This is a genomic window from Paenibacillus dauci (genome assembly GCF_000971985.1).
GTDB classification, from domain to species: Bacteria; Bacillota; Bacilli; order Paenibacillales; family Paenibacillaceae; genus Saccharibacillus; species Saccharibacillus dauci.
The window spans coordinates 368,642-392,440 of record NZ_LAQQ01000001.1 but is presented as its reverse complement, the minus strand read 5'-3'; the positions used below and the strand labels follow the sequence as shown (position 1 = coordinate 392,440).

At 44.4% G+C, this 23,799-nt stretch carries 19 protein-coding genes and 2 pseudogenes; 16 read left to right on the top strand and 5 right to left on the bottom strand.

Going from position 1 to position 23,799, the window contains the following annotated elements; genetic code table 11:
* Positions 1–31 precede the first annotated feature (31 nt).
* Both WH46_RS09135 and WH46_RS09130 read left to right on the top strand, forming a co-directional pair.
* Positions 32–667 (top strand): flagellar brake protein, encoded by a 636-nt coding sequence (locus WH46_RS09135; protein ID WP_081604072.1) that lies wholly within the window; start codon positions 32–34, stop codon positions 665–667.
* A gap of 505 nt (positions 668–1,172) precedes the next feature.
* A complete protein-coding gene (locus WH46_RS09130; RefSeq protein WP_017812344.1) occupies positions 1,173–1,622 on the top strand; it encodes a C40 family peptidase in 450 nt (149 codons plus the stop codon).
* Between the two features lie 195 nt (positions 1,623–1,817).
* On the opposite strand, the gene WH46_RS09125 is transcribed toward WH46_RS09130, so the two are convergent.
* Together WH46_RS09125 and WH46_RS09120 are read right to left on the bottom strand one after the other, a co-directional pair.
* Positions 1,818–4,433, bottom strand: coding sequence for an FAD-dependent oxidoreductase (locus WH46_RS09125; RefSeq protein WP_046226489.1), 2,616 nt, complete (start codon positions 4,431–4,433; stop codon positions 1,818–1,820).
* Position 4,434: 1 nt separating this feature from the next.
* Positions 4,435–4,737 carry an ArsR/SmtB family transcription factor gene (locus WH46_RS09120; RefSeq protein WP_017812342.1) on the bottom strand — a complete coding sequence of 101 codons (303 nt, stop codon included), beginning with the start codon at positions 4,735–4,737 and terminating at the stop codon, positions 4,435–4,437.
* Between the two features lie 293 nt (positions 4,738–5,030).
* Between WH46_RS09120 and WH46_RS09115 the strand changes: the two genes are divergently transcribed.
* The 13 genes and pseudogenes from WH46_RS09115 (at position 5,031) to WH46_RS09050 (ending at position 19,111) form a co-directional block, all read left to right on the top strand.
* On the top strand, positions 5,031–5,426 hold the full coding sequence (locus tag WH46_RS09115) for a hypothetical protein (RefSeq protein ID WP_156172242.1): 396 nt from the start codon (positions 5,031–5,033) through the stop codon (positions 5,424–5,426).
* A 218-nt stretch (positions 5,427–5,644) separates the two neighbouring features.
* Entirely contained in the window at positions 5,645–5,875 is a 231-nt protein-coding gene (locus WH46_RS09110) for a DUF896 domain-containing protein (protein ID WP_017812340.1), read from the top strand.
* A gap of 243 nt (positions 5,876–6,118) precedes the next feature.
* Complete coding sequence (locus WH46_RS09105) at positions 6,119–6,697, top strand: TetR/AcrR family transcriptional regulator (protein ID WP_046226487.1); 579 nt, start codon at positions 6,119–6,121, stop codon at positions 6,695–6,697.
* A 113-nt stretch (positions 6,698–6,810) separates the two neighbouring features.
* Positions 6,811–9,972 (top strand): bifunctional cytochrome P450/NADPH--P450 reductase, encoded by a 3,162-nt coding sequence (locus WH46_RS09100; protein ID WP_046226486.1) that lies wholly within the window; start codon positions 6,811–6,813, stop codon positions 9,970–9,972.
* A gap of 420 nt (positions 9,973–10,392) precedes the next feature.
* Positions 10,393–10,680: a hypothetical protein gene (locus WH46_RS09095; protein WP_046226485.1), complete on the top strand. Its 288-nt coding sequence runs from the start codon at positions 10,393–10,395 to the stop codon at positions 10,678–10,680.
* A gap of 22 nt (positions 10,681–10,702) precedes the next feature.
* A complete protein-coding gene (locus tag WH46_RS09090) occupies positions 10,703–11,497 on the top strand; it encodes a prolipoprotein diacylglyceryl transferase (protein ID WP_017812336.1) in 795 nt (264 codons plus the stop codon).
* An 81-nt stretch (positions 11,498–11,578) separates the two neighbouring features.
* Positions 11,579–12,991, top strand: a complete 1,413-nt coding sequence (locus WH46_RS09085; RefSeq protein WP_017812335.1) for a radical SAM protein — start codon at positions 11,579–11,581, stop codon at positions 12,989–12,991.
* Positions 12,992–13,601: 610 nt separating this feature from the next.
* Positions 13,602–14,105 (top strand): DUF7832 domain-containing protein, encoded by a 504-nt coding sequence (locus WH46_RS09075; protein WP_052714173.1) that lies wholly within the window; start codon positions 13,602–13,604, stop codon positions 14,103–14,105.
* A gap of 187 nt (positions 14,106–14,292) precedes the next feature.
* The gene (locus WH46_RS09070) at positions 14,293–14,811 is read left to right on the top strand and encodes an SMI1/KNR4 family protein (RefSeq protein WP_046226483.1); all 519 of its coding nucleotides are present in this window, start codon (positions 14,293–14,295) and stop codon (positions 14,809–14,811) included.
* Positions 14,812–14,949: 138 nt separating this feature from the next.
* Positions 14,950–15,348: a YxiJ family protein gene (locus WH46_RS09065; RefSeq protein ID WP_046226482.1), complete on the top strand. Its 399-nt coding sequence runs from the start codon at positions 14,950–14,952 to the stop codon at positions 15,346–15,348.
* Positions 15,349–15,701: 353 nt separating this feature from the next.
* Positions 15,702–16,901: a GTP-binding protein gene (locus WH46_RS09060; RefSeq protein WP_046226481.1), complete on the top strand. Its 1,200-nt coding sequence runs from the start codon at positions 15,702–15,704 to the stop codon at positions 16,899–16,901.
* A gap of 78 nt (positions 16,902–16,979) precedes the next feature.
* Positions 16,980–18,192 (top strand): annotated as a pseudogene (locus WH46_RS09055) (GTP-binding protein).
* 85 nt (positions 18,193–18,277) lie between these two features.
* The gene (locus WH46_RS09050) at positions 18,278–19,111 is read left to right on the top strand and encodes an AAA family ATPase (protein WP_017812327.1); all 834 of its coding nucleotides are present in this window, start codon (positions 18,278–18,280) and stop codon (positions 19,109–19,111) included.
* An 80-nt stretch (positions 19,112–19,191) separates the two neighbouring features.
* On the opposite strand, the gene WH46_RS09045 is transcribed toward WH46_RS09050, so the two are convergent.
* Positions 19,192–19,659 carry a hypothetical protein gene (locus tag WH46_RS09045; protein WP_046226480.1) on the bottom strand — a complete coding sequence of 156 codons (468 nt, stop codon included), beginning with the start codon at positions 19,657–19,659 and terminating at the stop codon, positions 19,192–19,194.
* A gap of 108 nt (positions 19,660–19,767) precedes the next feature.
* On the opposite strand from WH46_RS09045, the gene WH46_RS09040 reads away from it, so the two are divergent.
* On the top strand, positions 19,768–20,241 hold the full coding sequence (locus WH46_RS09040; protein ID WP_046226479.1) for a DUF6678 family protein: 474 nt from the start codon (positions 19,768–19,770) through the stop codon (positions 20,239–20,241).
* 158 nt (positions 20,242–20,399) lie between these two features.
* On the opposite strand, the pseudogene WH46_RS09035 reads toward WH46_RS09040, so the two are convergent.
* Both WH46_RS09035 and WH46_RS09030 read right to left on the bottom strand, forming a co-directional pair.
* Positions 20,400–22,154, bottom strand: a pseudogene (locus WH46_RS09035) (alpha-amylase family glycosyl hydrolase); the annotation flags it as partial.
* Positions 22,155–22,904: 750 nt separating this feature from the next.
* The gene (locus WH46_RS09030) at positions 22,905–23,336 is read right to left on the bottom strand and encodes a hypothetical protein (RefSeq protein WP_046226477.1); all 432 of its coding nucleotides are present in this window, start codon (positions 23,334–23,336) and stop codon (positions 22,905–22,907) included.
* Positions 23,337–23,799: the final 463 nt, after the last annotated feature.

Sequence of the window (23,799 nt, the reverse complement as noted above, 5' to 3'; positions counted from 1 at the left end):
GCGGTTGGCTAATCGGATAGAAGGAGAATAGATGATGAAGATCGCGAACTATGTTTTTGTTAATCAATACCTGGATGTACAGGACAATGAAGGCAATATGATGGTGGGACGTGTAGAGACAGTCGATGAGCAGGCGATTGTACTGAGCGATATTACCCGCAAAGAAAAACTGGTATTAAGCGAGATGATCAAACGGGATGTATTTGTCTTTTTTGTGGGCAATGACAAGCTGAAGTATCAGTTCCAGACCCGGATGGAGCGTATCGAAGGAGAGCCGCTCAAGATCAAGTTGCATGCTCCCGATCCTGCCGATATTATCAAAATTCAAAACCGTGACTATTTGCGCATCGGCTCTTCGGTACGCTGTGATCTGAAAGTAGAAGAGGAACCAGAGCAGCAACTGGAGATTTATACCCATGATATCAGTGGTGGCGGATTGTCCTTTTATACCCGTACACCTGTCGAACATGACAAGTACTCCGGTACCATGTATCTCTATAAGGGAGAGAATGAAATCTCACTGCCTTTCAAAGCGGATTTGGTATATATGAATGAACTGGATGCCGGACGTTACAAGGTAGCCCTTCAATACAGCGATATCAAGGAACAGCATCGCAATCATATCATTCGCTACGCGATTCAGGAGCAGGTAAAAGTACGGAAATAACCAATATTAAAAATGCTGTTCCGTAAGATTATTTCTTCGATAACCTATCAGAGAGCATGATAGTCAGATCTATCAACGGTATGGATTAAATAAGAATAAACAAAAAGTCTGGTCTTTGAGATCAGGCTTTTTGTTTATTTATGCTACTTTAACAGCAAGTAATGCAGTATACATAATAGTCATTAAGTTACATTGAAGAAGATGTAGACTATAATCCCGGGTGTAGAAATAATGAATATGCATCTTATGTATCAGAAATGCGTCAATGCCATTATAAATGAACAAATTGCGACGGTATTTGACAAAAGATAGGTAAATGATTTATGGTGTTAAAGGTTACAAAAATTTAATAAATGATTCTAATGTCGTCCGTTTGTTTAAATTATTCAGTTTGCACCGCGGGTCCTTACTATAAAGGGAATTTGTTTACATAGATAGAGAGCTCAGATTACCCCTGGACAGAGGTTGAAGCAACTCCGCAAGCACCGAAGGGAGAAGTATTTGTTTGAAGAAAATGATATTGTCTCTGCTGGCTGCCTCCATTATTTGCACAGCAAATCCAGCCGGCGCGTCTGCAAGTTCGCCAACATTCAAAAGTGAAATTAAAACAGAAGCCAGCAAGGTGATCGGTACTCCTTATGTGCTTGGAGGAACCAGTACACGAGGATTTGATTGTTCCGGATTCACCCGTTATGTATATAAGAAATTAAATAAGACTCTGCCGCGTACAGCCAGACAACAGGCGAGGATCGGCAAACCTGTAGCCAAAGGCAACCTGTCTGTAGGCGATCTTGTCTTCTTTAATACGATGGGCAGAGGAATCTCCCATGTCGCTATCTATATCGGTCATAACAAAATCATTCATGCAGCCAGTAGCAGCGGCGTAACCATCAGCAGTCTGTCCCAGTCCTACTATGCCAAACGTTATGTTACGGCTAGACGGGTCGTCAAATAAAGCACAACTAAGTATCCGCTTGTTCTATAGTAGACGCTGGATATACCAAAACGTGGAATTCATTTCTGTAACATTTACAGAGAATGGATTCCACGTTTTTTGATTTGAATGTTGTTTGTTGATTTTATTGGTGTAGCAAACACTCATTAAAGTTCATTGTAGAAGAGTAGCTGCGCTTATGAAGATCAGTATTTGTTAAATAAACAGATTATGCGAAGCTTGATCGGCCTGACCAAGATAGTAGCCTACACCGCCGATTTTGACATTATCGATTAATTCCTCGTGCTGAATACCCATCACATCCATCGACATCTGACAGGCTACCATTTCCACGCCAAGAGAGGTAGCGCTCTGGATCAGCTCTTCCAGCGAAAGTACATTTTTCTGCTGCATAATACCACGGATCATGCGTGGTCCCATACCTAGCATATTCATGCGGGATAGCCCCAGTTGACGGCTACTTCCCGGCATCATAGCGCCGAACATACGGCTGATCAGATTTTTGCGTACCGGAGTAGCTGGCTGTCTGCGCAACACGCTGAGACCCCAGAAAGTAAAGAACATCGTAACCTTACGCCCGCTGGCAGCAGCACCGGTAGCAATAATAAAGGAAGCAATCGCTTTGTCCAGATCCCCGCTAAAGACAACCATAGTACTTGCTGGTTGGCCCGAAGGATCTTCAGTCATAGAGTGCTGAGATGCTGGGTGCTGCTCCTCCTGATGAAGGACCGGTTGCTCCGCCTTGCGCAGCAGAGCGGTAATAGTTCCTCCATTGCTACGACTAATCTCCAGTAGCGGATGATGGGACATGGTAGCCCATGACTGTATATCTTCATAAAAACCGGGATCGGATGCTACGACTCGCAGCGTATCACCATTTTGCAGCTCGTCTATTTTATGCTTGACCTGAATCAGCGGCCCCGGACAGCTAAGACCACAGACATTCAGCTCGACAGAAGCAGGCAGATGATTGGTAACTTCAGAAGAATGAAGAGGTAGAGTAGAGAATTCAGTCACAGATAGATGACTGATGACAGATGAGTCAGTTGCAGATGTATGGAGCTGAACGACATTCTCCATCTTTTGCGTAGACTGATGATCATCTGCAGGTGCAAGCAGATGGCGTGCTGGGTCTTGATCGGGAAATGGTGGAGCCGGATGCATCAGCTTATAGGTTTTATAGCCGCCACTGAGATTTTTCACCTGATAACCATGCTGCGCCAGAATTCGTGCTGCTGTATAACCGCGTAGGCCAACCTGACAATAAACCCAGATTTCCTTAGCTGTATCCAATTCGTCAAGACGTGAACGCAGTTCATCGACAGGAATCGAGATAGAACCAGGGATATGACCATTCTGGTGTTCAATATCCGTCCGCACATCCACCAGCAGTGAATGCTCTGAATGACGGGAAGGGATATCAGCAAAGGTAAAAGTCTGTACATGACCATTCACAATATTCTGGGCAGCATATCCAGCCATATTCACCGGGTCCTTGGCTGAAGAATACGGTGGTGCATAGCTCAGCTCCAGTTCGGTCAGATCATGGATCGTACCGTTCAGACGGATTGCTACAGCAATATCATCAATTCGCTTGTCTACGCCTTCGTAACCAACGGCCTGTGCACCGAGGATACGTCCTTCCGGTGTGAATAAAAGCTTGATGGTCAGTGCAGTAGCACCCGGATAATAAGAGGCATGAGAGCTTGGATGCACAATAGCTGTCTGATATGGGATACCCATTCGTTGCAAAGTTTTCTCATTGCTGCCGGTAGCTGCACCGGTCAGACCGAATACTTTGATAATGGAAGTACCCTGTGTCCCTTTGTAGGTAGAATCCAGTCCACCCAGCCGATCAGCGATAATCCGGCCTTGCTTGTTTGCCGGTCCTGCCAGCGGGATGGTAACAGGAATCTGATGAATATAATCCTGCACTTCAATCGCATCGCCTGCTGCATGGATATGTGGTACGCTGGTTTCCAGCTTGTCATTCACTATAATATGTCCGCGCGCCCCCAGCTTAATCCCGCTATCTGTGAGAAACCCGGTATCCGGTGCTACACCTACAGCGAGAATTACCAGGTCACTTTGCAGCTCCTGACCACTGCCCAGCTCTACAATAATGCCCTCTGTAGCTTCCCGAAAAGCGGTGACCCTCTGCGAGAATAACAACTGTACACCATGCTGCTGCATTTCCTGAGCGAGAGAAGCCGCGATCTCCGGATCGAATGGAGTCAGCAGCTGGGCATTGCCTTCAATCAATGTAACGTCCAGACCAGCTTCCCGCAGATTTTCGGCCATCTCCACGCCAATAAATCCACCGCCTATAACGATTGATGATGCGTTGTTAGACGAACTTATTTGCTTTTTGATCCGATCTATATCGGGAATATTGCGGACGGTATGGATCAGTGGATGATCAACGCCGGGAATAGGAGGAATAACCGGTCTTGCGCCGGGAGAGAGAATCAGTTCATCATAACTCTCGGTATATTCGCCGCGTTCGGTGCTGCGGATATGGACTACCTGTAGCTCCGGATCGACCGATGTCACCTCGCTATCCGTTCGTACATCAATTCGAAAGCGGTCTGCCATACCCTGGGGAGTCTGTACAAGCAGCCGTTCCCGGTCAGTAATCGCTCCACCGATATAATAAGGCAATCCACAGTTGGCAAATGAAATATAAGGTCCTTTTTCCAACATGATAATATCTGTATGCTCATCCAGTCGGCGGAGCCGGGCAGCTGCAGAAGCACCGCCGGCTACCCCTCCAACAATAATAATTTTGCGGTTATGATTTTTGTTTTCCATATTATTCTTCCTCTCCGAAAAAGACAGTAATCAGCTGTTCAACCCGCTCATCTGCGATAATATAATTTACTTCCAGACCGCTGCGTTCTGTTGTGACAATACCTGCACTGCGCAGCTTTTGCAGATGCTGCGATACAGTAGACTGTGGTAGGTCAAGACATTCCTGCATATAGGACACATTGCATTTCTTTTTGCGCAGCAAGCCGCGTACAATACAGAGACGTACGGGATGAGAGAGTGCCTTGAGCACTTCGGCAGGCTCCTCGTACTTTTTCCAATCCTGTATATTAAAAGCAGAATTCATTATAGTTGCCTCCTGATTTAATTTTGATAACGTACAGTATGTTAAATTAAAAAGTAGAGAATGATAATAATCAAAATCGTTATATCGTAATATTACGTTATATTGATTTAATGGTCAATATTTATTTTGTTCCAGAAAAAGGATACACTATTTCTGATATGAATAGATAAACATGCAGAATTTGTAAACAGGAGTGTTTGATAAAAGCAATCTACAAGTATAAAACAAGGAATTAGCACGCGTACATAGCTGACAGGAAGCAACTTATGTTAAGGGAAAAAGGAGAATACAAAATGGGGAAATGGATCGATTATGCACTTGGATTTTGTATTTTAGTTATGTCATTTCGACTCTACCGCAGTACAGGTGACATTTATTTGCTTTGGCAGGGGCTTGCGATCAGTCTATTAGCGCTTCATCTGATTGTCTATTACAGACAGGAGAAGAAGGAGTCCAATCAAGCATTATCTCCAGCTTCAACCAGTGTAAAGCGTAGATTGGGAATGAATCAAAAATGGATGCTCACCGGTATAGCGGTGATGATGATCAGTATCGCTATATTCTATATAAGTGAGAAGTATCAACTATCTGCTGTATTATCGTGGGGAGCTCTGACTATTCAGCTGATCGTAACTTGTATAGCAGGATGGTATGCTTTCCATAAAAGAAACGGACAAACGAATAAATAGCCAAAGTGACATTTATAATTCCGCATATCATAAGGAAAAAACACGATAAGTAAAGGGGGTTGCATTTATAAGAATATGTGTTATACTAAAAATATCTTAAATATGAGATATACAATTTAAGACTAATTAAAAAGCTTCTATATTATCCATGCAAGTAATTGAATCGCACAAACCAAAATAATGCAGCAAAAAGCTGCCATAACAACGGAGGTATTATGATGATCCAAAGCTTAAATCGTATTAATGAACTGGCACAAAAACAGCGTGAACACGGTCTGAACGATGTAGAAAAAGAAGAACAGCGTGTACTGCGTCAGGAGTATCTGCGTGAGATTCGTGGACAGGTACTTAGCACATTTTCCCAATTGACTGTTGTCGATGCTATGGGTAATGATGTTACTCCTGAAAAACTTCGCGCCGAAAAAGAAAAAGGATTTATCATTGATTAAAATATGACTTCTCATTTAGCTCATCCGCTAACTGATCATGGTCATTTTCATTCCAGGCATCCCTGAAAACCGTACGCATACACCGCAAGGTGCAATGCATACAGATACAGGGATGCTTTTTTTGTTGTCTGGAATTTGCAATAGTACGTTTAGGTACTTCTATAGAAGGTTATAAGACACAAAGTCCAACTTTTAATGATACCAACAGAATGTTATTTCAAACCGATTCAAAGAGGTGAATGCATGAACAAAACGCTGGATAAAAGGACACAGATTGTTGAAGCATCACTCGCGCTATTCGCCGAAAGAGGTTTTGACGGGACAACCGTACCCGAGATTGCCCAGCGGGCAAATGTAGGCGCAGGTACCATTTACCGATATTTCGCCAGCAAAGAAGCGTTGGTTAATGCATTATTCCAGGATCGGCTGGCAAAACTGCATCAGGCATTTGAACAAGACTTTCCGGGAAGCAGTGATTCGAGAGCACAGTTCCATCATATTATGAGCAGACTGTCCCGATTTGCCGAAACGGATCTGAATGCGTTGCACTTTATTGATACGCATTATTATTTCAGATTATTAGATGAACAGAGTCTGAAAATTTATCGGAAGCTGTTCGACTTACTGGATCGATTTATCCTGAGTGGACAGCAACAGGGGATGATCAAAGATATACCTGCTCATACGCTAATTCTGATGGTGTTTGGTGCATTTCTTGGAATGTACAAACAGAGAATGACTTCTATCACGATGACAGATGAAGACGTTTTGCTCCGTCAGGTAGATCAGTGCTGCTGGGATCTGATCGCTGTCCATATTTGAAATAGCAACTCCATTTGATAAATCATTATCGTCATATCAAATTTTATCTTAAACGGAATGAATATTCATTCCGCATCATAATTGCTTCATATTCAGACAGGAGGAGATTAATAATGTCTACAATTCCACAGCCCAAAACGTTCGGTCCACTCGGTAATCTACCGCTCATTGATGCGGAGCATCCGGTGGAAAGTGTAATGAGTCTGCTTGAGGAACATGGTTCGCTGATTCGTCTGGGATTCCCTGACCGCGAAGAGATTTATACCTCCGATCCCGATCTGGTTAAAGAGCTATCGGATGAGTCCAAATTTGATAAAAATGTATGGAGTCCACTGCAGCGTGTACGTCCCTTTGCCGGGGATGGTCTGTTCACCAGCTGGACAAATGAACCAAACTGGGGCAAAGCCCATCGTCTTCTGATGCCAAGCTTCAGTCAGCGCGCCATGCAGGACTATCATGACAAGATGGTCGATATCGCTGTACAACTCGTGCAGAAATGGTCTCGGTTGAATCGGGATGAAATGGTTGAAGTTCCTGACGATATGACTCGTCTCACTCTGGATACAATCGGCTTATGTGCATTCAATTATCGCTTCAACAGCTTTTACAGCCAGGAACCCCATCCTTTTGTAGAAAGTATGGTCGAGGCACTGGATGAGGCAATGAATCAGGGTCATCGACTGGAAATTCAGAACAAACTGGCGTTACACAAAAAGCGCGAATTCCAGAAAAATATAGATTATATGTTTGAAGTGGCTGATGGGCTAATCCAGCAGCGCAAAGAAAACGGCGATCATGGAGAAAATGATCTGCTCAGCCGAATGTTAAACGGAATTGATCCTGAGACCGGTGATCAATTACCGGATGAGAATATTCGCTACCAGATGATTACTTTCCTAATTGCCGGTCATGAGACAACAAGCGGACTCCTGTCATTTGCACTGTATTTCTTAATTAATAACCCCGATAAGCTAGAAAAGGCCCGCGCTGAAGTGGATCGTGTTCTGGCTGATCCGGTGCCGGGCTACAAGCAGGTACGTGATCTCAAGTATATCCGTATGATTCTGAGAGAAGCACTGCGGCTGTGGCCGACAGCTCCTGCTTTTTCCCGAATGGCCAAGGAAGATACAATGCTGGCAGACCAATATCCACTAAAAAAAGGTCAGAGCGTCAATATCATTACTCCATCACTACACCGGAACAAAGAGATTTGGGGAGAAAATGCTGAAGCTTTTGAACCGGAGCGGTTTGAAGATGAATCACAGATTCCCGAGCATGCATACAAACCATTCGGACATGGGATGCGTGCCTGTATTGGACAGCAATTTGCCATGTATGAGGCTACACTGGTACTCGGTATGCTGGTGAAGCATTTTGAGTTTGAGGATTCCGAGCAGTATCAACTGAAAATCCGGGAGACGCTGACACTGAAGCCCGACGGATTCCGTATCAAGGTGCATCCACGTACAGCTCGTGTTGCTGTCGCTATTCCGGGCACTGAAGGCAGTAAACAGCAACAAGAACCAGAAGTTTCGGAGGCAGTCCAGAAGCATGATACACCGCTGCTCGCTCTTTATGGTTCGAATCTGGGTACAGCAGAAGCAGTTGCAAGAGAACTGGAAGAAGGAGGGAAAACGTACGGATTTGAGACAACGGCTGCGCCGCTCGATGATTATGCAGGTAACCTGCCACAAGAAGGCGTGCTCATGATCGTAGCTTCTTCGTATAATGGACAGCCGACCAGCAATGCCGAGAAATTCGTTAACTGGTTGCAAAATGCCGATGATAATAGCTGCCAAGGTATAAAGTATGTTGTATTTGGCTGTGGAGATCATAACTGGGCCAGTACGTACCAGCGAATTCCCAAGCTGATCGATGAGCTGCTGGAGCAGAAGGGAGCCGAACGTATTTTCCGACGTGGCGAAGGAGATGCGAGCGGGGACTTTGAGATGCAGCTCGATGAATGGAGAAGCGAGCTGTGGCCCGAGCTGTTCAAAGTGTTCCATGTAGAAATCAATGAACAAGAGCTCAAAAAGGAAAATGCTATCCAGATAGAATTTGTCAATTCACCGGTCGGAAGTCCACTGGTACGTAGCTATAATGCACTGGAATGCGAGATTCTGGAAGCTTACGAACTACAGAAGCCGGATAGTGGACGCAGTACACTGCATCTGGAGATTGCCCTGCCGCAGGGCGAGAGCTACCATGAAGGGGATCATATGGGCATTATTCCACGTAATCCTCAATCATTGGTACAACGCGTATTGCGCCGGTTCCGTATGGATGGGGGCGAACGTATCCAGATTACCGGTAAAGGTAGCAGCGCCGCTTATCTACCGCTGGATCGTCCGGTATCGATTATGGAATTATTGACCCTGAGCGTAGAACTGCAGGATGTAGCTACCCGTGCTCAGATTCGGGCGATGGCAGACAATAACCAGTGTCCGCCGCATCGCAAGGAACTGGAGGCGCTGCTGGAAAACGAGACTTATCATCGTGAAATTTTACAGAAGCGGATTACCCTGCTGGATCTAATGGAAGATTATATGTCCTGCGAGATGCCTTTTGAGCAATTTCTGGGACTGCTGCCTGCGCTGAAGCCGCGTTATTATTCGATCTCCAGTTCACCTGCTATGCAGCCGGATCGTGCCAGCATTACAGTGAGCGTAGTAGCCGGACCTGCACGCAGCGGAAAAGGAGAGTTCTATGGTATTGCAACCAGCTATTTGTCCGAACTCCAAAAGGGTGATACCGTACTTATGTTTATCCGTTCGCCGCGTTCGGGATTTGATTTGCCGGAAGATCCGCAGACACCGATCGTTATGGTAGGGCCTGGTACCGGTGTAGCACCTTTCCGTGGATTCTTGCAGCTGCGTCACCATCTGCAAGAACAGGGAACCGAGCTAGGGGAAGCCAGACTATATTTTGGTTGCCGTACACCGGATAAGGATTATTTGTACAAGGATGAGCTGGAGCGTTATGCGGATGAAGGCATAGTGAAGCTGTATACTGCCTTTTCTCGCCAGCATCCGGATCACAAGCAGTATGTACAGGATACGATGCGTGAACATGCAGAGGAACTGATCCATCTGCTTGATCAGGGAGCCAAGCTGTATATTTGCGGAGATGGCAACAAGATGGCACCGGATGTAGAACAGGCACTTCAGGAAATGTACTGTCAGGTGCATCAGGTGAGTGCTGACGAAGCTGAAGAGTGGCTCGGTCAACTGCAGCAGAATGGACGTTACGTGAAAGACGTCTGGACAGGTATCTAATTCGTTCATTTTCATTATATAGTTGATTAATTACAAACAGATAGCAGTATAAACTATTTATCTATGCACTTCTGACTTTTCGTCCGTATCTTCTTTACAGATAAGCGGATCGGAGCCAGGAGTGCTTTTTTTGCTTTTTAATTGCTGTTAACAATAGTTAATTATAATGAAGATCCTGCGACTCTATTCTCTACTATACTATTGATGGGTTTGTCTTCGAGCTAATCCCACCAGGATGTTTACTCTTTTACATAATTAGATGAGATGCCGGAACGGAGATACAATGTTCGGCATTTTTTAGAATGGACTGAATAAAAAGACGCAATCTACTCGATAGTCTGATATATTGTTCGCAATGAAAGCTGGTCGAAATAATAGAGAGCGTATACAATGGAAACAAATGCCGATGGAGGTGGTAAGATGGCAAATTTTTATTGTAAAAATCATAAAGATCGAATCGCAGTTCACCAGTGCTCCCGCTGCAGCAAGGCACTGTGCGAAGAGTGTTACAGTCCCGAATTGGATGCTTGCCGGGTCAATTGTGATGCGGATATACCTATCATTCCGCGTTTTCAGCCCCCGAATCCTGATCGGGAACGGCCCAAGTTTAACTGGTTCTTACAAGTAATAGTACCGCTGCTGGCAGCGATAGGTGGTCTGGTGCTGCTACTTGCAGCAATATGCGGAGCCATGCTGATGGGCGTGTAGACAAAAAAGAAGGGGGAGCGTCATGGAGTTTCCGTTTTATTTACATATTGGTTCATGGCGGATTCATCCCCATGTGCTGTTCGAGACACTATCCTATTTTATCGGATTTCGTGTATATCTGTGGACACGTCGTCCAAGCCAGATGAGCAAGCTGGTGAGTCTGCAGATTCTGGCTGGAACGATCCTGGGAGCAGCACTAGGAGCCAAGCTGCTGTTCTGGTTTGAGAATCCTGTGGCTACCTGGGAGCAGCTGAGTCAGGGACATTTTCTCTGGGGAGGGAAGACGATTGTCGGCGGCCTGCTTGGTGGTCTGATCGGAGTGGAATTGACCAAACGCATGGTCGGATGGAAAAGCTCAACCGGAGATGACTTTGTCTATCCGCTGATCCTCGGGATAGCGATAGGACGAATCGGCTGTTTTCTGACTGGACTGGACGATCATACATACGGGATCGCAACCACCTGGATCACCGGTGTGAATTTTGGCGATGGCATTATGCGTCATCCGACACAGTTGTACGAGATTGCTTTTTTGATCCTGCTGGCAGTGCTGCTGATTCCGCTGTACCGTCAGAGCCGTGGACAGATTGCAGGAGCCTCCGGTACTTACATATCCGGGAGGATGTTCCAGTGGTTCATGGCAGGATATTTGCTGTTCCGATTTGGTATTGAATTTATCAAGCCGACGCTGCATCCTTACCTTGGACTGAATAATATTCAGCTCGCCTGCCTGGCGGGACTACTCTATTATGGGTGGCTTCTGTTTGGCAAAGGACCCCAGCAGCGAACCGCAGTAACTGCGGATTACCAAGGATAATACTACAAAGACAGGCAAGCAGATGAAAGTTGTTATATCGCTTATTCCTACATATTTTATTCAGACAAAAGGAGCAATCCAATGCCCAAAAATCGTCCTTATCTCTATCATGAATTGACGAATAGTATCTGTTCGACATGCTATCGCAAAGCAGAAGCCAAGATCATTGAAGAAAATGGCCGCATATATATGGTCAAACGCTGCCTGGTGCATGGACCGGAAAAGGTACTGATCTCGACCGATGTAGAGTATTACCATCGTACCCGCGAATTCGTCAAACCATCCGAAATGCCGCAGATCTGGAATACTCCTATCAAATATGGTTGTCCTTATGACTGTGGACTCTGTCCGGATCATGAGCAGCATAGCTGCCTGACCCTGCTGGAGATTACGGATCATTGTAATATGAAGTGTCCGATTTGTTTTGCCGAATCTTCACCGCATCGTACGTCGTATCGCTCGCTGGAACAGATTGCATTTATGCTGGACCGGATTGTGGAGAATGAAGGAGAACCGGATATTGTCCAGATCAGTGGCGGAGAGCCGACGACCCACCCAGACTTTTTCGAGATTCTGGAGATGTGCAAAAGCCGTCCCATCAAGCATATTATGCTGAACACCAATGGTGTCCGGATAGCCCAGGATCGTGAATTCACCAGACGACTGGCGAGTTATATGCCGGGGTTCGAGATCTATTTGCAGTTTGACAGCTTCGAAGCATCGGTACTCAAGGAACTGCGCGGTGCAGATGTACGGCGGATTCGCGAGGATGCAATTCGTCATCTGAATGAATTCAATCTGTCGACTACACTGGTCGTTACCCTCAAAAAAGGGCTGAATGATCACGAGATCGGCAAAATTATCCAGTATGGATTAAAACAGCGTGCTGTGCGCGGTGTCACTATTCAGCCTATTCAGGCTGCCGGTCGCCTGGAAGGCTATGATCCGTCAACAGATCGTTTGACCGTCAGCGAAGTACGCCAGATGATTATTGATCAGTCGGGCGTATTCAATGAAAATGATATTTTGCCGGTGCCTTGTCATCCCGACTGTCTGGCAATGGGCTATGCGCTGAAGCTGGGCAAGCAGGTACTGCCGTTGACACGCATGATCGAGCCGGAAGTACTGCTGGAGGGAGACAGCAATACCATTGTATTCGAGAATGACCCGGTGATCCGTGGCAAGCTATTTGAACTGCTATCAACAGGTCATTCGCCGATATCTTCGGCATTGTCGCTGAAAAGCCTGCTCTGCTGCCTGCCGCTGGCGGCGGTACCCAAGCAGATTAACTACGATAATGTATTCCGCGTGATCATTATGCAGTTCCTGGATGCATATAATTTTGATGTCCGATCGGTGAAAAAGTCCTGCGTGCATATCGTACACCCGGATGGACGTATTATTCCATTTGACACATATAATCTGTTCTACCGGGATGACAAAGAGCAGCTGCTGGAAGAACGCAAACGCGAGATTGTAACAGCGTGGGAGTAAAGACGTATGAATGAAGTACAAGCAAGTAAATGAGATAAAGTAGGATAATTTGAAGTAAAACAGAGCAGTTGAACATACAATTAGGAAAAGAGTAAGAAATGTAGAAAACCTGAAATAAACATAGAAGATGAAGCAAAAAGGAGCATAACGCTATGATAGCGCTATGCTCCTTTTTACCTAAATGAATTGGCTTATGCTTTGTATTCATTGTTTTTGGTAAGCATCACGGTCAGCACCAGAGAAAGGATCACAATGAACGCGATCGCTACCAGCTGAACCACATTTTCAATACGGACAGGTAAATCAATATGCGCAAAGATCAAGTCGCGCAGTATGTAGTAGAAAATCTGTAATAGTGCTATAAAGACCAGGGTTTGGACGATCCATGATTGCATAGTGTGTCGGATAATATCACCTTTTTGCTGTTTATTTTAGTTCTATTTAATATTCATTTTAGTCCTAAAGTGGATGCAATATAGACATTTTAACATAGCTGTACTACATGATATATTCTACGGAAAAGCTGAAAATGATACGGTTTCAAAATCCAGTGCTGAATCAATGAATAAAAGGTAAAATAATTATATATTATAAAGGAGCTCTATTAACTATGAATAATTTTGATGACAAAAATCACTCCACCCCTATTAATAATCGGATGAAGCCACATACATATGACAAAGCCAAATGGCATTATGACGGTGAATTTCCAGAAGAGTTAGACCAATTCCAGGGATTTATACCGTTTGGAATGCTGATCGGCTGGTTTATTGAACATAAAATGATAGATGAAAAAGTTGAAGCAATACATGAGGAAGACCTGCTACTAGTCAGACAAGGTAAAATGTCTGGTGCCCAGTTCTACGAGAGAAATATAGGCGGGACTTTTAATTCGCGAGATCTAACAGAAGAAGGCAACGCTTTTGCGAAGTATTATACAGATGCAGACAAGGAAGAAAATTACTTTCTGGATTATGCTTACGTATTGGCAGAGAATTTGCCCAGTGAGTATCATGTTCAAGATAATGTAGACAATTACCAAAAGATCAGTGAAATTATCTCTTATCGGTACGATAACTGGAAATCAACAAAATCGCGTAACGAAGCTAATTGAAAAATAAACCTCTCGTTGGTGTTGAGGAGAAGCTTTTGGTGACAACTTTATTTATCTAAATTTAAAATTTCAATACATGAAAAATTCATAACAGAAAAATCAAAGTCATGAAAAAAGAAATTATAATTTCTATTGTCCATAATATCAACATTATTTTCGCAGTTAAGAAAGGAGTTCAACTATCCATATGACACAGGCAGCACAGTTATGGCAGAAACTTATCACATTGGCAATCGCGAGAGAAAGTAGTACAGAAGAAAAGCTACAGCTTTTGCCTGGAGTGGAGGGACAGGATTGGAGTCGACTCGCAGAAAGTATCAAGGCAGAGATTCCCGCGGAACTGAAGGCATTCTATCAGGTGTATGGCGGACAGCGGGATGAGATTGGCGTTATTCCTTTGGTACGTAATCTGACTTTGTTGTCGCTTGATTCGATCCTGGAGCAGTGGCAGTTTCTAAATGAAGAGGTGGATCAGGATGAAATGGAGGTAGATAACGGACCGGGAATCAAGCCGACCCTATGGAGTCCCGCCTGGATTCCATTAGCAACCAATGGAGCAGGAGATTATCTCTGTCTCGATACCGATCCGGATATCGGAGGCACGTATGGACAGGTGCTGTATTACTGGCATGACTGGGAGAATCGTTCTGTCGAAGCAGAGAGTTGGTTTGCATTTATCGAGTTGTGTTTGACGGAAGAAGAGTAGGCTGGCAAGATATTTGGAGAGGGATGTCAGCATGGTTAGAGTAGAAATCTCTATTATTGAATGTAATGCCGAACTTTGTAAGAGGATGGAAAAAGAAAAATAATTCGTATCAGGTCATGAATGACCAGGTGATTAAAGATGAGTAAAGAGAATGTACTGGCAGAGATTCAGCGTTTGTATATAGAGGAATATGAGACAATGGCATTGTACGAGGAATGGAACTGGCTTCAAGAGGAATTTGCCGAAGAATTCCGGCGGTATGCAGCTAACGATATCATTAACGCGGACTTTGACACCTATGAGTCGCTTATCGTTGGGCTGGCGAGTCGCCGGACAATGGAGCGATTGGGTGATGCACTGGAGCGGTATACGTACAAAATGTGGCTGGACAAGTCGTTTTATGATCGCTATCCGCAGTATAGATTTTTGGAGAAATATGATCTTTCAGGGTATCCGAAGATATACAAAACGATGATTACATTGGAGCGAATACGGATGAAACTGCGTGAGCTTATTCTGTTGCTAGATGTTAAGTAGGGAGTCTTTTAAATAGAAAAGAATGCGTATAATAAAATAAAAATGAAATAGCCTAACTATTCGTTATAACTAAATAACGAGCAGATTAAGGCTTTTTTCTTTATTATTTTATAACGTTAGTCAGTTTTGTTTTATAAGTATGTAGTAGCCTCAAAGGATTGGATAGTTGACAAATATATAAAACAATCATATATTGTTACAAGTTAATCGTAATAATTACTATTAAAAAATGTGAAAATAAGCAGGGATGTAAAAGAACTACAATGGACACTCATGACAACAGTCATACTACAAGTAAAATGGAATGCAATTCTACATGTATCGAATTCATCAAAAATCCAAGGAGAATCAACATGACTATAAAACAATTACCAGTAACAGTACTCAGCGGCTATCTCGGTGCAGGCAAGACCACAGTGTTGAATCACGTGCTGAATAACCGTCAGGGACTAAAAGTAGCCGTTATTGTAAACGATATGAGCGAGATTAATATTGATGCAACACTCGTCAAGGAACAGGGAACATTATCGCGTACCGAAGAAAAACTGGTCGAAATGTCCAACGGCTGTATCTGCTGTACTCTGCGTGACGATCTGCTGCAGGAAGTGCAGAAGCTGGCGCTGGAAGGACGATTTGATTATATTTTGATTGAATCGACAGGTATTAGTGAACCTGTACCGGTTGCGCAGACATTTACGTATGCCAATGAAGAACTGGGGATTGACCTGACCGAGCTGGCGCGGCTGGACTGCATGGTAACTGTCGTAGATGCCAACCGTTTCTGGCATGATTATGAATCCGGAGAGACATTATTGGATCGTAACCAGGCGACAGATAACGAAGATACCCGTGATGTTGTCGATCTGCTGATCGACCAGATTGAGACTTGTGATGTACTGCTGTTGAACAAGTGCGATCTTGTAGATCCGCAGGAGCTGGAGCAATTGGAACAGGTTATTCGCCAGCTGCAGCCGACAGCACGTATTATTCGCACAACAAATGGACAGGTTAATCCGTCAGCTATTCTAAACACCGGGTTGTTCGATTTTGAGAAAACAAGTCAATCAGCAGGCTGGATTCGTGAATTGGAGCTGGAAGAGCATACACCGGAGACCGAAGAGTATGGAATCAGTTCCTTTGTCTATCGTCGGCGTGCTCCTTTTCATCCGGAGCGTCTCGCTGAATATATGAGCTACTGGCCGGAACAGGTCGTACGTGCCAAAGGTCTGGTCTGGCTCGCTGCCGAAGGAGACCTCGCCGCCAGTCTGAGTCAGGCAGGACCATCCATACAGTTTGGGCCAGCAGGTCAATGGGTTGCTGCACTCCCTTTAGAGGAACAGCAGACTATTCTGGCAGAAGAGCCGGATGTACGCGAGCGCTGGGATGAACGTTGGGGAGATCGATTAACTGAGCTGGTCATGATCGGGATTGATATGAACCGGATGGAACTGGAGACAGAGCTGGATGAATGTCTGTTAAATGACGAAGAGCTGGAGCAGGACTGGAGCACATTTACCAACCCACTGCCATGGCCGGTACAGGTTCAACAGTAGATCAGCATCGTTTTACAAAAAAGCTTTTTAGATCACGATCTATAATCGTAATAATTACGTATAAAGGTGGTCGATAATATGACAACTATGAACATAGAAAACAACGTAGATGAGCGGATTCCGGTAACCGTACTTAGCGGTTATCTGGGTGCAGGCAAGACGACAATTATGAATCATGTGCTCAATAACCGGGAAGGGCTGCGGGTTGCTGTAATCGTTAATGATCTGGGTGAAGTGAATATCGATGCCGATCTGATTCGGGAGGGGGGCGGATTGTCACGTACCGACGAGAAGCTGGTCGAGATGTCCAATGGCTGCATCTGCTGTACTCTACGTGAAGATCTGCTTGTGGAAGTTGAGAAGCTTGCCAGGGAAAAGCGATTTGATTACATCCTGATCGAATCAACCGGGATCGGTGAGCCGGTGCCTGTCGCACAGACCTTTACTTATGTGGATGAGGAGAATGGGATTGATCTGACTCGATTGACCCGACTGGATACAATGGTCACGGTTGTCGATGCACCGCAGTTCTGGCAGGATTATTATTCACGCGAGACCCTACTTGATCGTGGGCAGGCAGCAGGTGAAGAAGACACACGCGGCATCGTACATCTGTTGACTGATCAGGTGGAATTCTGTGATGTGCCTAATCATCAACAAAGTCGATCTGGTCAGTGCAGCCGAACTGGAACGTCTGGAAAAGGCACTCCGTGCCCTGCAGCCGGATGCCCGGTTGATTCACTCCACATATGGACAGGTGAATCCGGTAGATATTTTGAATACCGGACGTTTTGATTTCGAAAAGGCGAGCCAATCGGCGGGCTGGATTCAGGAATTGCTCAAAGAACAACATACCCCGGAGACCGAAGAATATGGAATCAGCTCTTTTGTATATCGCCGCAAAATTCCTTTTCATCCAGAACGGTTACTTCATTGGGTGACTCATTATCCGAATACGATCGTTCGCTCCAAAGGGCTGATCTGGCTGGCAACGCGTAATCATATGGCGATCAGTTTCAGTCATGCGGGCACTTCCAAACAATTGTCACCGGCAGGATTGTGGGTAGCGGCACTCAGTCAGGAGGAGTTGGATGTACACTTTAACGGAGAAGTGCCCAGAACGCCCGATTGGGATGAGCAGTGGGGAGACCGTGTAACCAAGCTTGTATTTATCGGAGTGGAGATGGATCGCGCAGCGATTGAACGGAGTCTGGATGAAGTACTGCTTACACCGGAAGAGATGAATTCCAGCTGGCGCAATCTGAATGATCCACTTCCTTCATTTAGATAGTCTGACTTCACCGCATATAGATAATCCGGCTACTTTTACAAACCAATCACTATCCCTATACATGATAAGGAGTGCTTAACCCCCTATGAGCAAGAATAGACGTAATTATGGCAAAATGCCGCTAACCAAAGGTATTGAGATGGCTTCGGTCTATAGTGTCAAGGAATGCGGACACCGTGCCAGGCATATTGTGCTGTCACCCGAGAACAAGATGATCACCAGCGAATTTCTGAAAATTATCGATATGAAAGACAAATTTGTGATCCATGATGTACCTGTACCCAACAAGATCATGATGTTCGGTCCGCCAGGAACAGGCAAGACATTGACAGCCTTTCATCTGGCGCATCAGTTGGAGCTGCCTCTTGTTACCGTCCGTCTGGATGCATTGATTCATGCGCATCTCGGTGAGACAGGCAGCAATGTACGCAGAATTTTTGAATATGCGCGTCTGGAGCCCTGTGTGCTATTTATGGATGAATTCGATGCGGTCGCCCGTACACGGGATAATAATGACGAGGTCAAAGAAATGGCACGTGTAGTGAATACACTGCTGCAATGTCTCGATGAATTCCCGGAACATTGTATTTTTATTGCAGCCACCAATCTGGAGACCGAACTGGATAATGCGATCTGGCGGAGATTTGATACCAAGATGGTGTATGGCAATCCAGCGGCTGAGCTGCGGCTGGAGTATATTCGCCGGTTATGTGATGAATTTCCATGCGAGTCAGGACTGCATGACTGGGCAAGCCAAAAGATGGAGGGATGCAGCTACGCGGATATGGAGCAGATTATTCTAAAAGCCAAGCGCAAAGCGATTATTGATGATACGCTGCTCTCCCGTCTGCTGATTGAGCTGTCTATTCAGGAGTATCGTCCGTATCATCTGATCGCTGCTGCACATAATGAGATATAAAGGCCAAGCTTTGCAAAAGGAAATCTATGGATCTTGCTGCATCTGGGTTGAATGGATGTAGCTTGGCGGTTCGTTACAGTCTACTGGATCGGCTGCAACTTGAAATTGGTACCATCGAGCTGGATCAACAGATTCTGTGTAGTCATATATTCAAAAAGCTGAATGACCGAGTGGAAATCAGCCGGTTTGAGACGACGTACCAGCACCTGTGCTGCCGGAAGATGCTGCAAAAAGTGACTGAAAAATCCTGCGTCGATCCAGCTATTATCATGAATGCGTACTTCAATAGGCAGACCGCTATCACTTTTGAAAAGACAGTGTTCTCCATGGGGATCGATATTCCAGTACTGGCCTTTATACCAGATTGGCTTCAGGTCATCTTGTTCAATAACATTTTCGAAACGGGAAACTTTTTGTTCTATAGACATGTTCTGATTGCATTCTGCTGTCAACAGCGACTCGAATAGTTGTCTGGCCATTCGTGTATAAAGTTCTGTAAACCGGATCGTCTCTTGGACAATCTCCGGTGTATATGGATCGGTAATCATGCTGTGGTGCCTCCTGTAGTTTCAACTATACGTGTGACTGATCCACCATTATACCATGCGATGCTATAATAGGGGGATAAGGATATCAGGACAGGAGATATTAGACCAATGGAATACGACAAATACAAGATAAAAGTCCAAAAAGAAGTCGAACGCCGGGGCTTGACTTCGGTTCTTAACGATACGCGTTGGAACCGGCTGCTGCAGGGGATTTACAAACGTTTGCCTTTTGCTCCACCTTTTCAGATGAAGGATGTGTTGGAGGAACTGCCATACCCGGAGTATTTTGAACAGGATGTAAATTATAATGGAGACTGGCATGCCGCTATTGGAGATATGTCGGATGATGCTCGGTTTACCCCCTTGCAAAATCCGGCTTTTGCTATCGAGTGGCTGCGTATCAAACCCAGACGTCTCGAGTATCAGGGACGTCTGGTTGAGCCGCTTCTGCTTGATATAGAGCAGGAATTTGTTACACTACTGAGGGAAGAACGCATCCCCTATGTCAAAAAAGGCAATGATTACTGGATCTATGGGTATGCGACTGCAGAGCAATTTGCCGAGATTCATATGGATTCATAGACTCCATCAGGCAGCATGGCGCCGTTCTGCAATCCTACTGATCAGTAGGTGAAGGGAAGTACTCAAAACTATATAAAATGCTCCAATAAAAAGCGACAGAGCCTTGGTTACAAGGTCTGCCGCTTTTGTAGTCTGTCGTTGTTCAGGTTTCGAACATTTTACTTCGTCAGGATTTTTACTTCTTTTGGTCCCAACGTTACATTGATAGAACCACCATTAACGGTTACAGAATCGGTACCCATCTGATTTTTCAGTACAGTTCCATTGCCGAAGTTATCCAGGTTCGGAATCGTGCGTGTTTCATTGCCCCATGAGTTGTTGATCAGCACAACCACTTCATCGGTACCACTGGAGCGTTGATAGGCGTAGAATGTATTGTCGACCCATTTTTCTTTTTGCGAACCGTTTTGCAGAGCCGGGTGGCTGTTGCGGATTGCGTTGACTTTAGCAATATATTTGTACAGTTCATTGTTGGTATCAAACTTCATATCTTCACGGTTGGCTGGATCGTCACCACCATTGAAGCCTTGTTCGGTACCTTGATACACAATCGGAATACCACGTGAGGTCAGCAGGAAGCCAAGAGCAGCCTTGAGCTGAGGCCATTTGTCGGAACTGGCGCCCGGTTTGCCGGTTGCTTCATTCAGAAAACGCTTCACATCATGGTTATCCAAGAATGTGCCATTCAGATTAGGATTTTTGTAACGTGAATCCTGAGTGTAGCGTTCTTTGATCAGATTCATGGAGCCATCTTTGGCAAATACATCACGCATTGTGTAATACATTGGGAAGTCCAGTACCGCATCCAGATAGTTACTGTAGTCGCCTACATAGACAGGATCACCATGGAATATTTCACCAATAGTGAATGTATTAACCGCAGTATCAAAATCTTTCAGGAACCATTTTGGTACATGCTTGGCGGTATCGACACGCAAGCCGTCTACATTGGATTGTTGGATAATCCATTTGCCCCAATTTTTCAGCTCAGTTGCAACTGCCGGATTCTCCTGCTTCAGATCGTCGAGACTGGCTACATCACCATTCTCGATACGGGATTGATTATTGGAATTATAGTCATTTTGAGTGATTTCACCGGCATTGTGATACCAGTCCGGTTTGTCGAATGGTGCTTTGGCTGTGCCATTGCCTGGCAGGAAATCACCGGTATGGTTAACCACGACATCCAGCATAACAGCGATGTTTTTGCTGTGAGCTGTTTTGACAAGTTCCTGGAATTTGGCCATGTTACCCAGATGACCGTCTACAGAGTAGAAGTCATATGTGTGATAACCATGATAAGCAGCTACGCTTTTTTGCATCGTTACTGGAGTGATCCAGATCGCAGTGAAGCCCATGTTTTTGATATAGTCCAGGCGGTTGATAATCCCTTGGAAGTCGCCGCCATGCCACTGAATCGGCTGGCTTTTGTTGGAGTTGAAGCCACCGTAGTTATCATTGCTTGTATCGCCATTATCAAAGCGATCCGTCATGATAAAGTAGATACTGCGCTTGCTCCAGTCCACCGGTCCAAAATTGTCTGCTGGCGGTGGTGTCGTCGGATCAGTTGGTGGAGGTGTTACCGTACCGCCTGGTGCACCGGCAGTAATAGTACCCGGAGCACTGTTAGCGCCTGGCACATAAGTGGAAGTACCAGTGTTGAAGAAATAATTTTTGGAACCGTTATTATCCCATGTTCCGGTACCGTTATTGAATACCGCTTCCAATTGGGAATACGTACCAATGTTAATCGTTGTTTTGGCATAGCCGCTAATCTCGGCATCGCTCATCTTCACTCCAGGTGCTGCCGTCCAGTTACCGTCAGCCTGACGATAATGTATGTACGGAGTGGCAAAGCCCTTTTTGTAATACACGGTAACTGAATTATCTGCCGCATTTGTTGTGGAACCACCGACAGCAGATAGCAGCGAGACGAGCAGCAGCATCGCAAACAAAAGAGATGCCCACTTTTTGAACTTCATTTTACCAGGTAACAAATAAATCAATCCTCCTTGATATAATGTTGTGCAAACGTTTACGCAACTCATTATAAGATAACGCTTACAAAATTGGAATAAGGAAGATATATAAAGATCTGGATGGAAATTACTTCAGAGAAAGATACTAAACTATGTAAATCAATATAATAATACTACTTCTAAATAGCTATGTATCTAATGGTAAATCAGGAAAAATAAAATAGCGAAATAGCACGATTTAAATCGTATTAAATCAGATATTAATAACAGAAGGAAGAAGTGAATGTGGATATATGATTCTATTTTATATACTGATATTTTGATGAAGATCCTTATTAAAGAATAAAGGAAGATATAATATTAACGAGTATAAGTTCAATAAAATGAAAATAGTATACGGTTGCTGGGAATCAAAGTCCGAGAATAATTAGTGAAATGGTTTGCACATATCAATGATTTATTATGTGAATAATTAAGTATATAATCCTAAAGATTTGAATTGAATAATCGATAGATAGTTATATTGGACAATTGGAGAACAGTCATCCTGATCTATTTCAAGCTTACTAAAATAAAGTACATAATTCAGCTGCATGATCAAAACGAAACGAAGCAAAAGCCAGCATGAACGGATAAATCTCCGCTTGCGCTGACTTTTGCTTTATTTTAATCTGCTAATTTATATTACCAAGCAACAAATTCAGCATGGTAGAATGCCGATTTAGGATTTTCACTGGTGGTACTGACAGCGACTCTAAAATCCCCTTGCTCGAATTCGGATTCCAGGGTTCCGAAAAATCCACTGGCCGGACCATGCACAATTCTTACATCACGCGGTTCCCACTTTTTCTTGTTATAGTCGTAAAACTCATAAGATACAATCATCTTCTCGTTATCGGCGAGAGGAAGATATAGAGACAGATTAGTATTCCCAGTTGATCCGATTTTATTGGTATAAGCTACATCTGTAGAGCCATGAAGTGATAAAGTACCATCCAACTCGCCCATTAGAGCGGGAGTCACCTCTTTTTGAACCTGTTGGGCATGAACAGCAGGAATAAAACTCAGCATCATCACCAGAGCAATACATACACATAACCATCTTTTCATCAACATTAGTCATTTCTCCTTTAATAAAGAGGATAAGGTACATGTGAGACAGATCATCGCCAGCATTTCCTTTTAAAAAAGATAACGCTTACAGATCTCCCTTCTGGATCAAATTTTGAAGTTGACGATGGAAATGAACAGATATTCATATATGTGTATTGTGGTATAGCTCTGCATTCGTACAAGGTAGGCATATAAAAGGGAGATATCTTTTTAAAAGCTACCCGTATTGCTTTTCCATCGTTAACGTTCATAACCACCTATAATTTACCATCTATTCTGATGCAAAAGTAGATTATCCATTGGTAATTTTCAATGTATTTCGATGTATAAGGACATTCCCGAACATACAAAGGGGATTCCCTAATGGGCATGACAGACAATCAATTCCATAATAAAAAGACCGAATGATTATACAGCCGGATTCCGCTGTCCGTTCTGTATAACAAATAAGGAGTGTTCAACATTC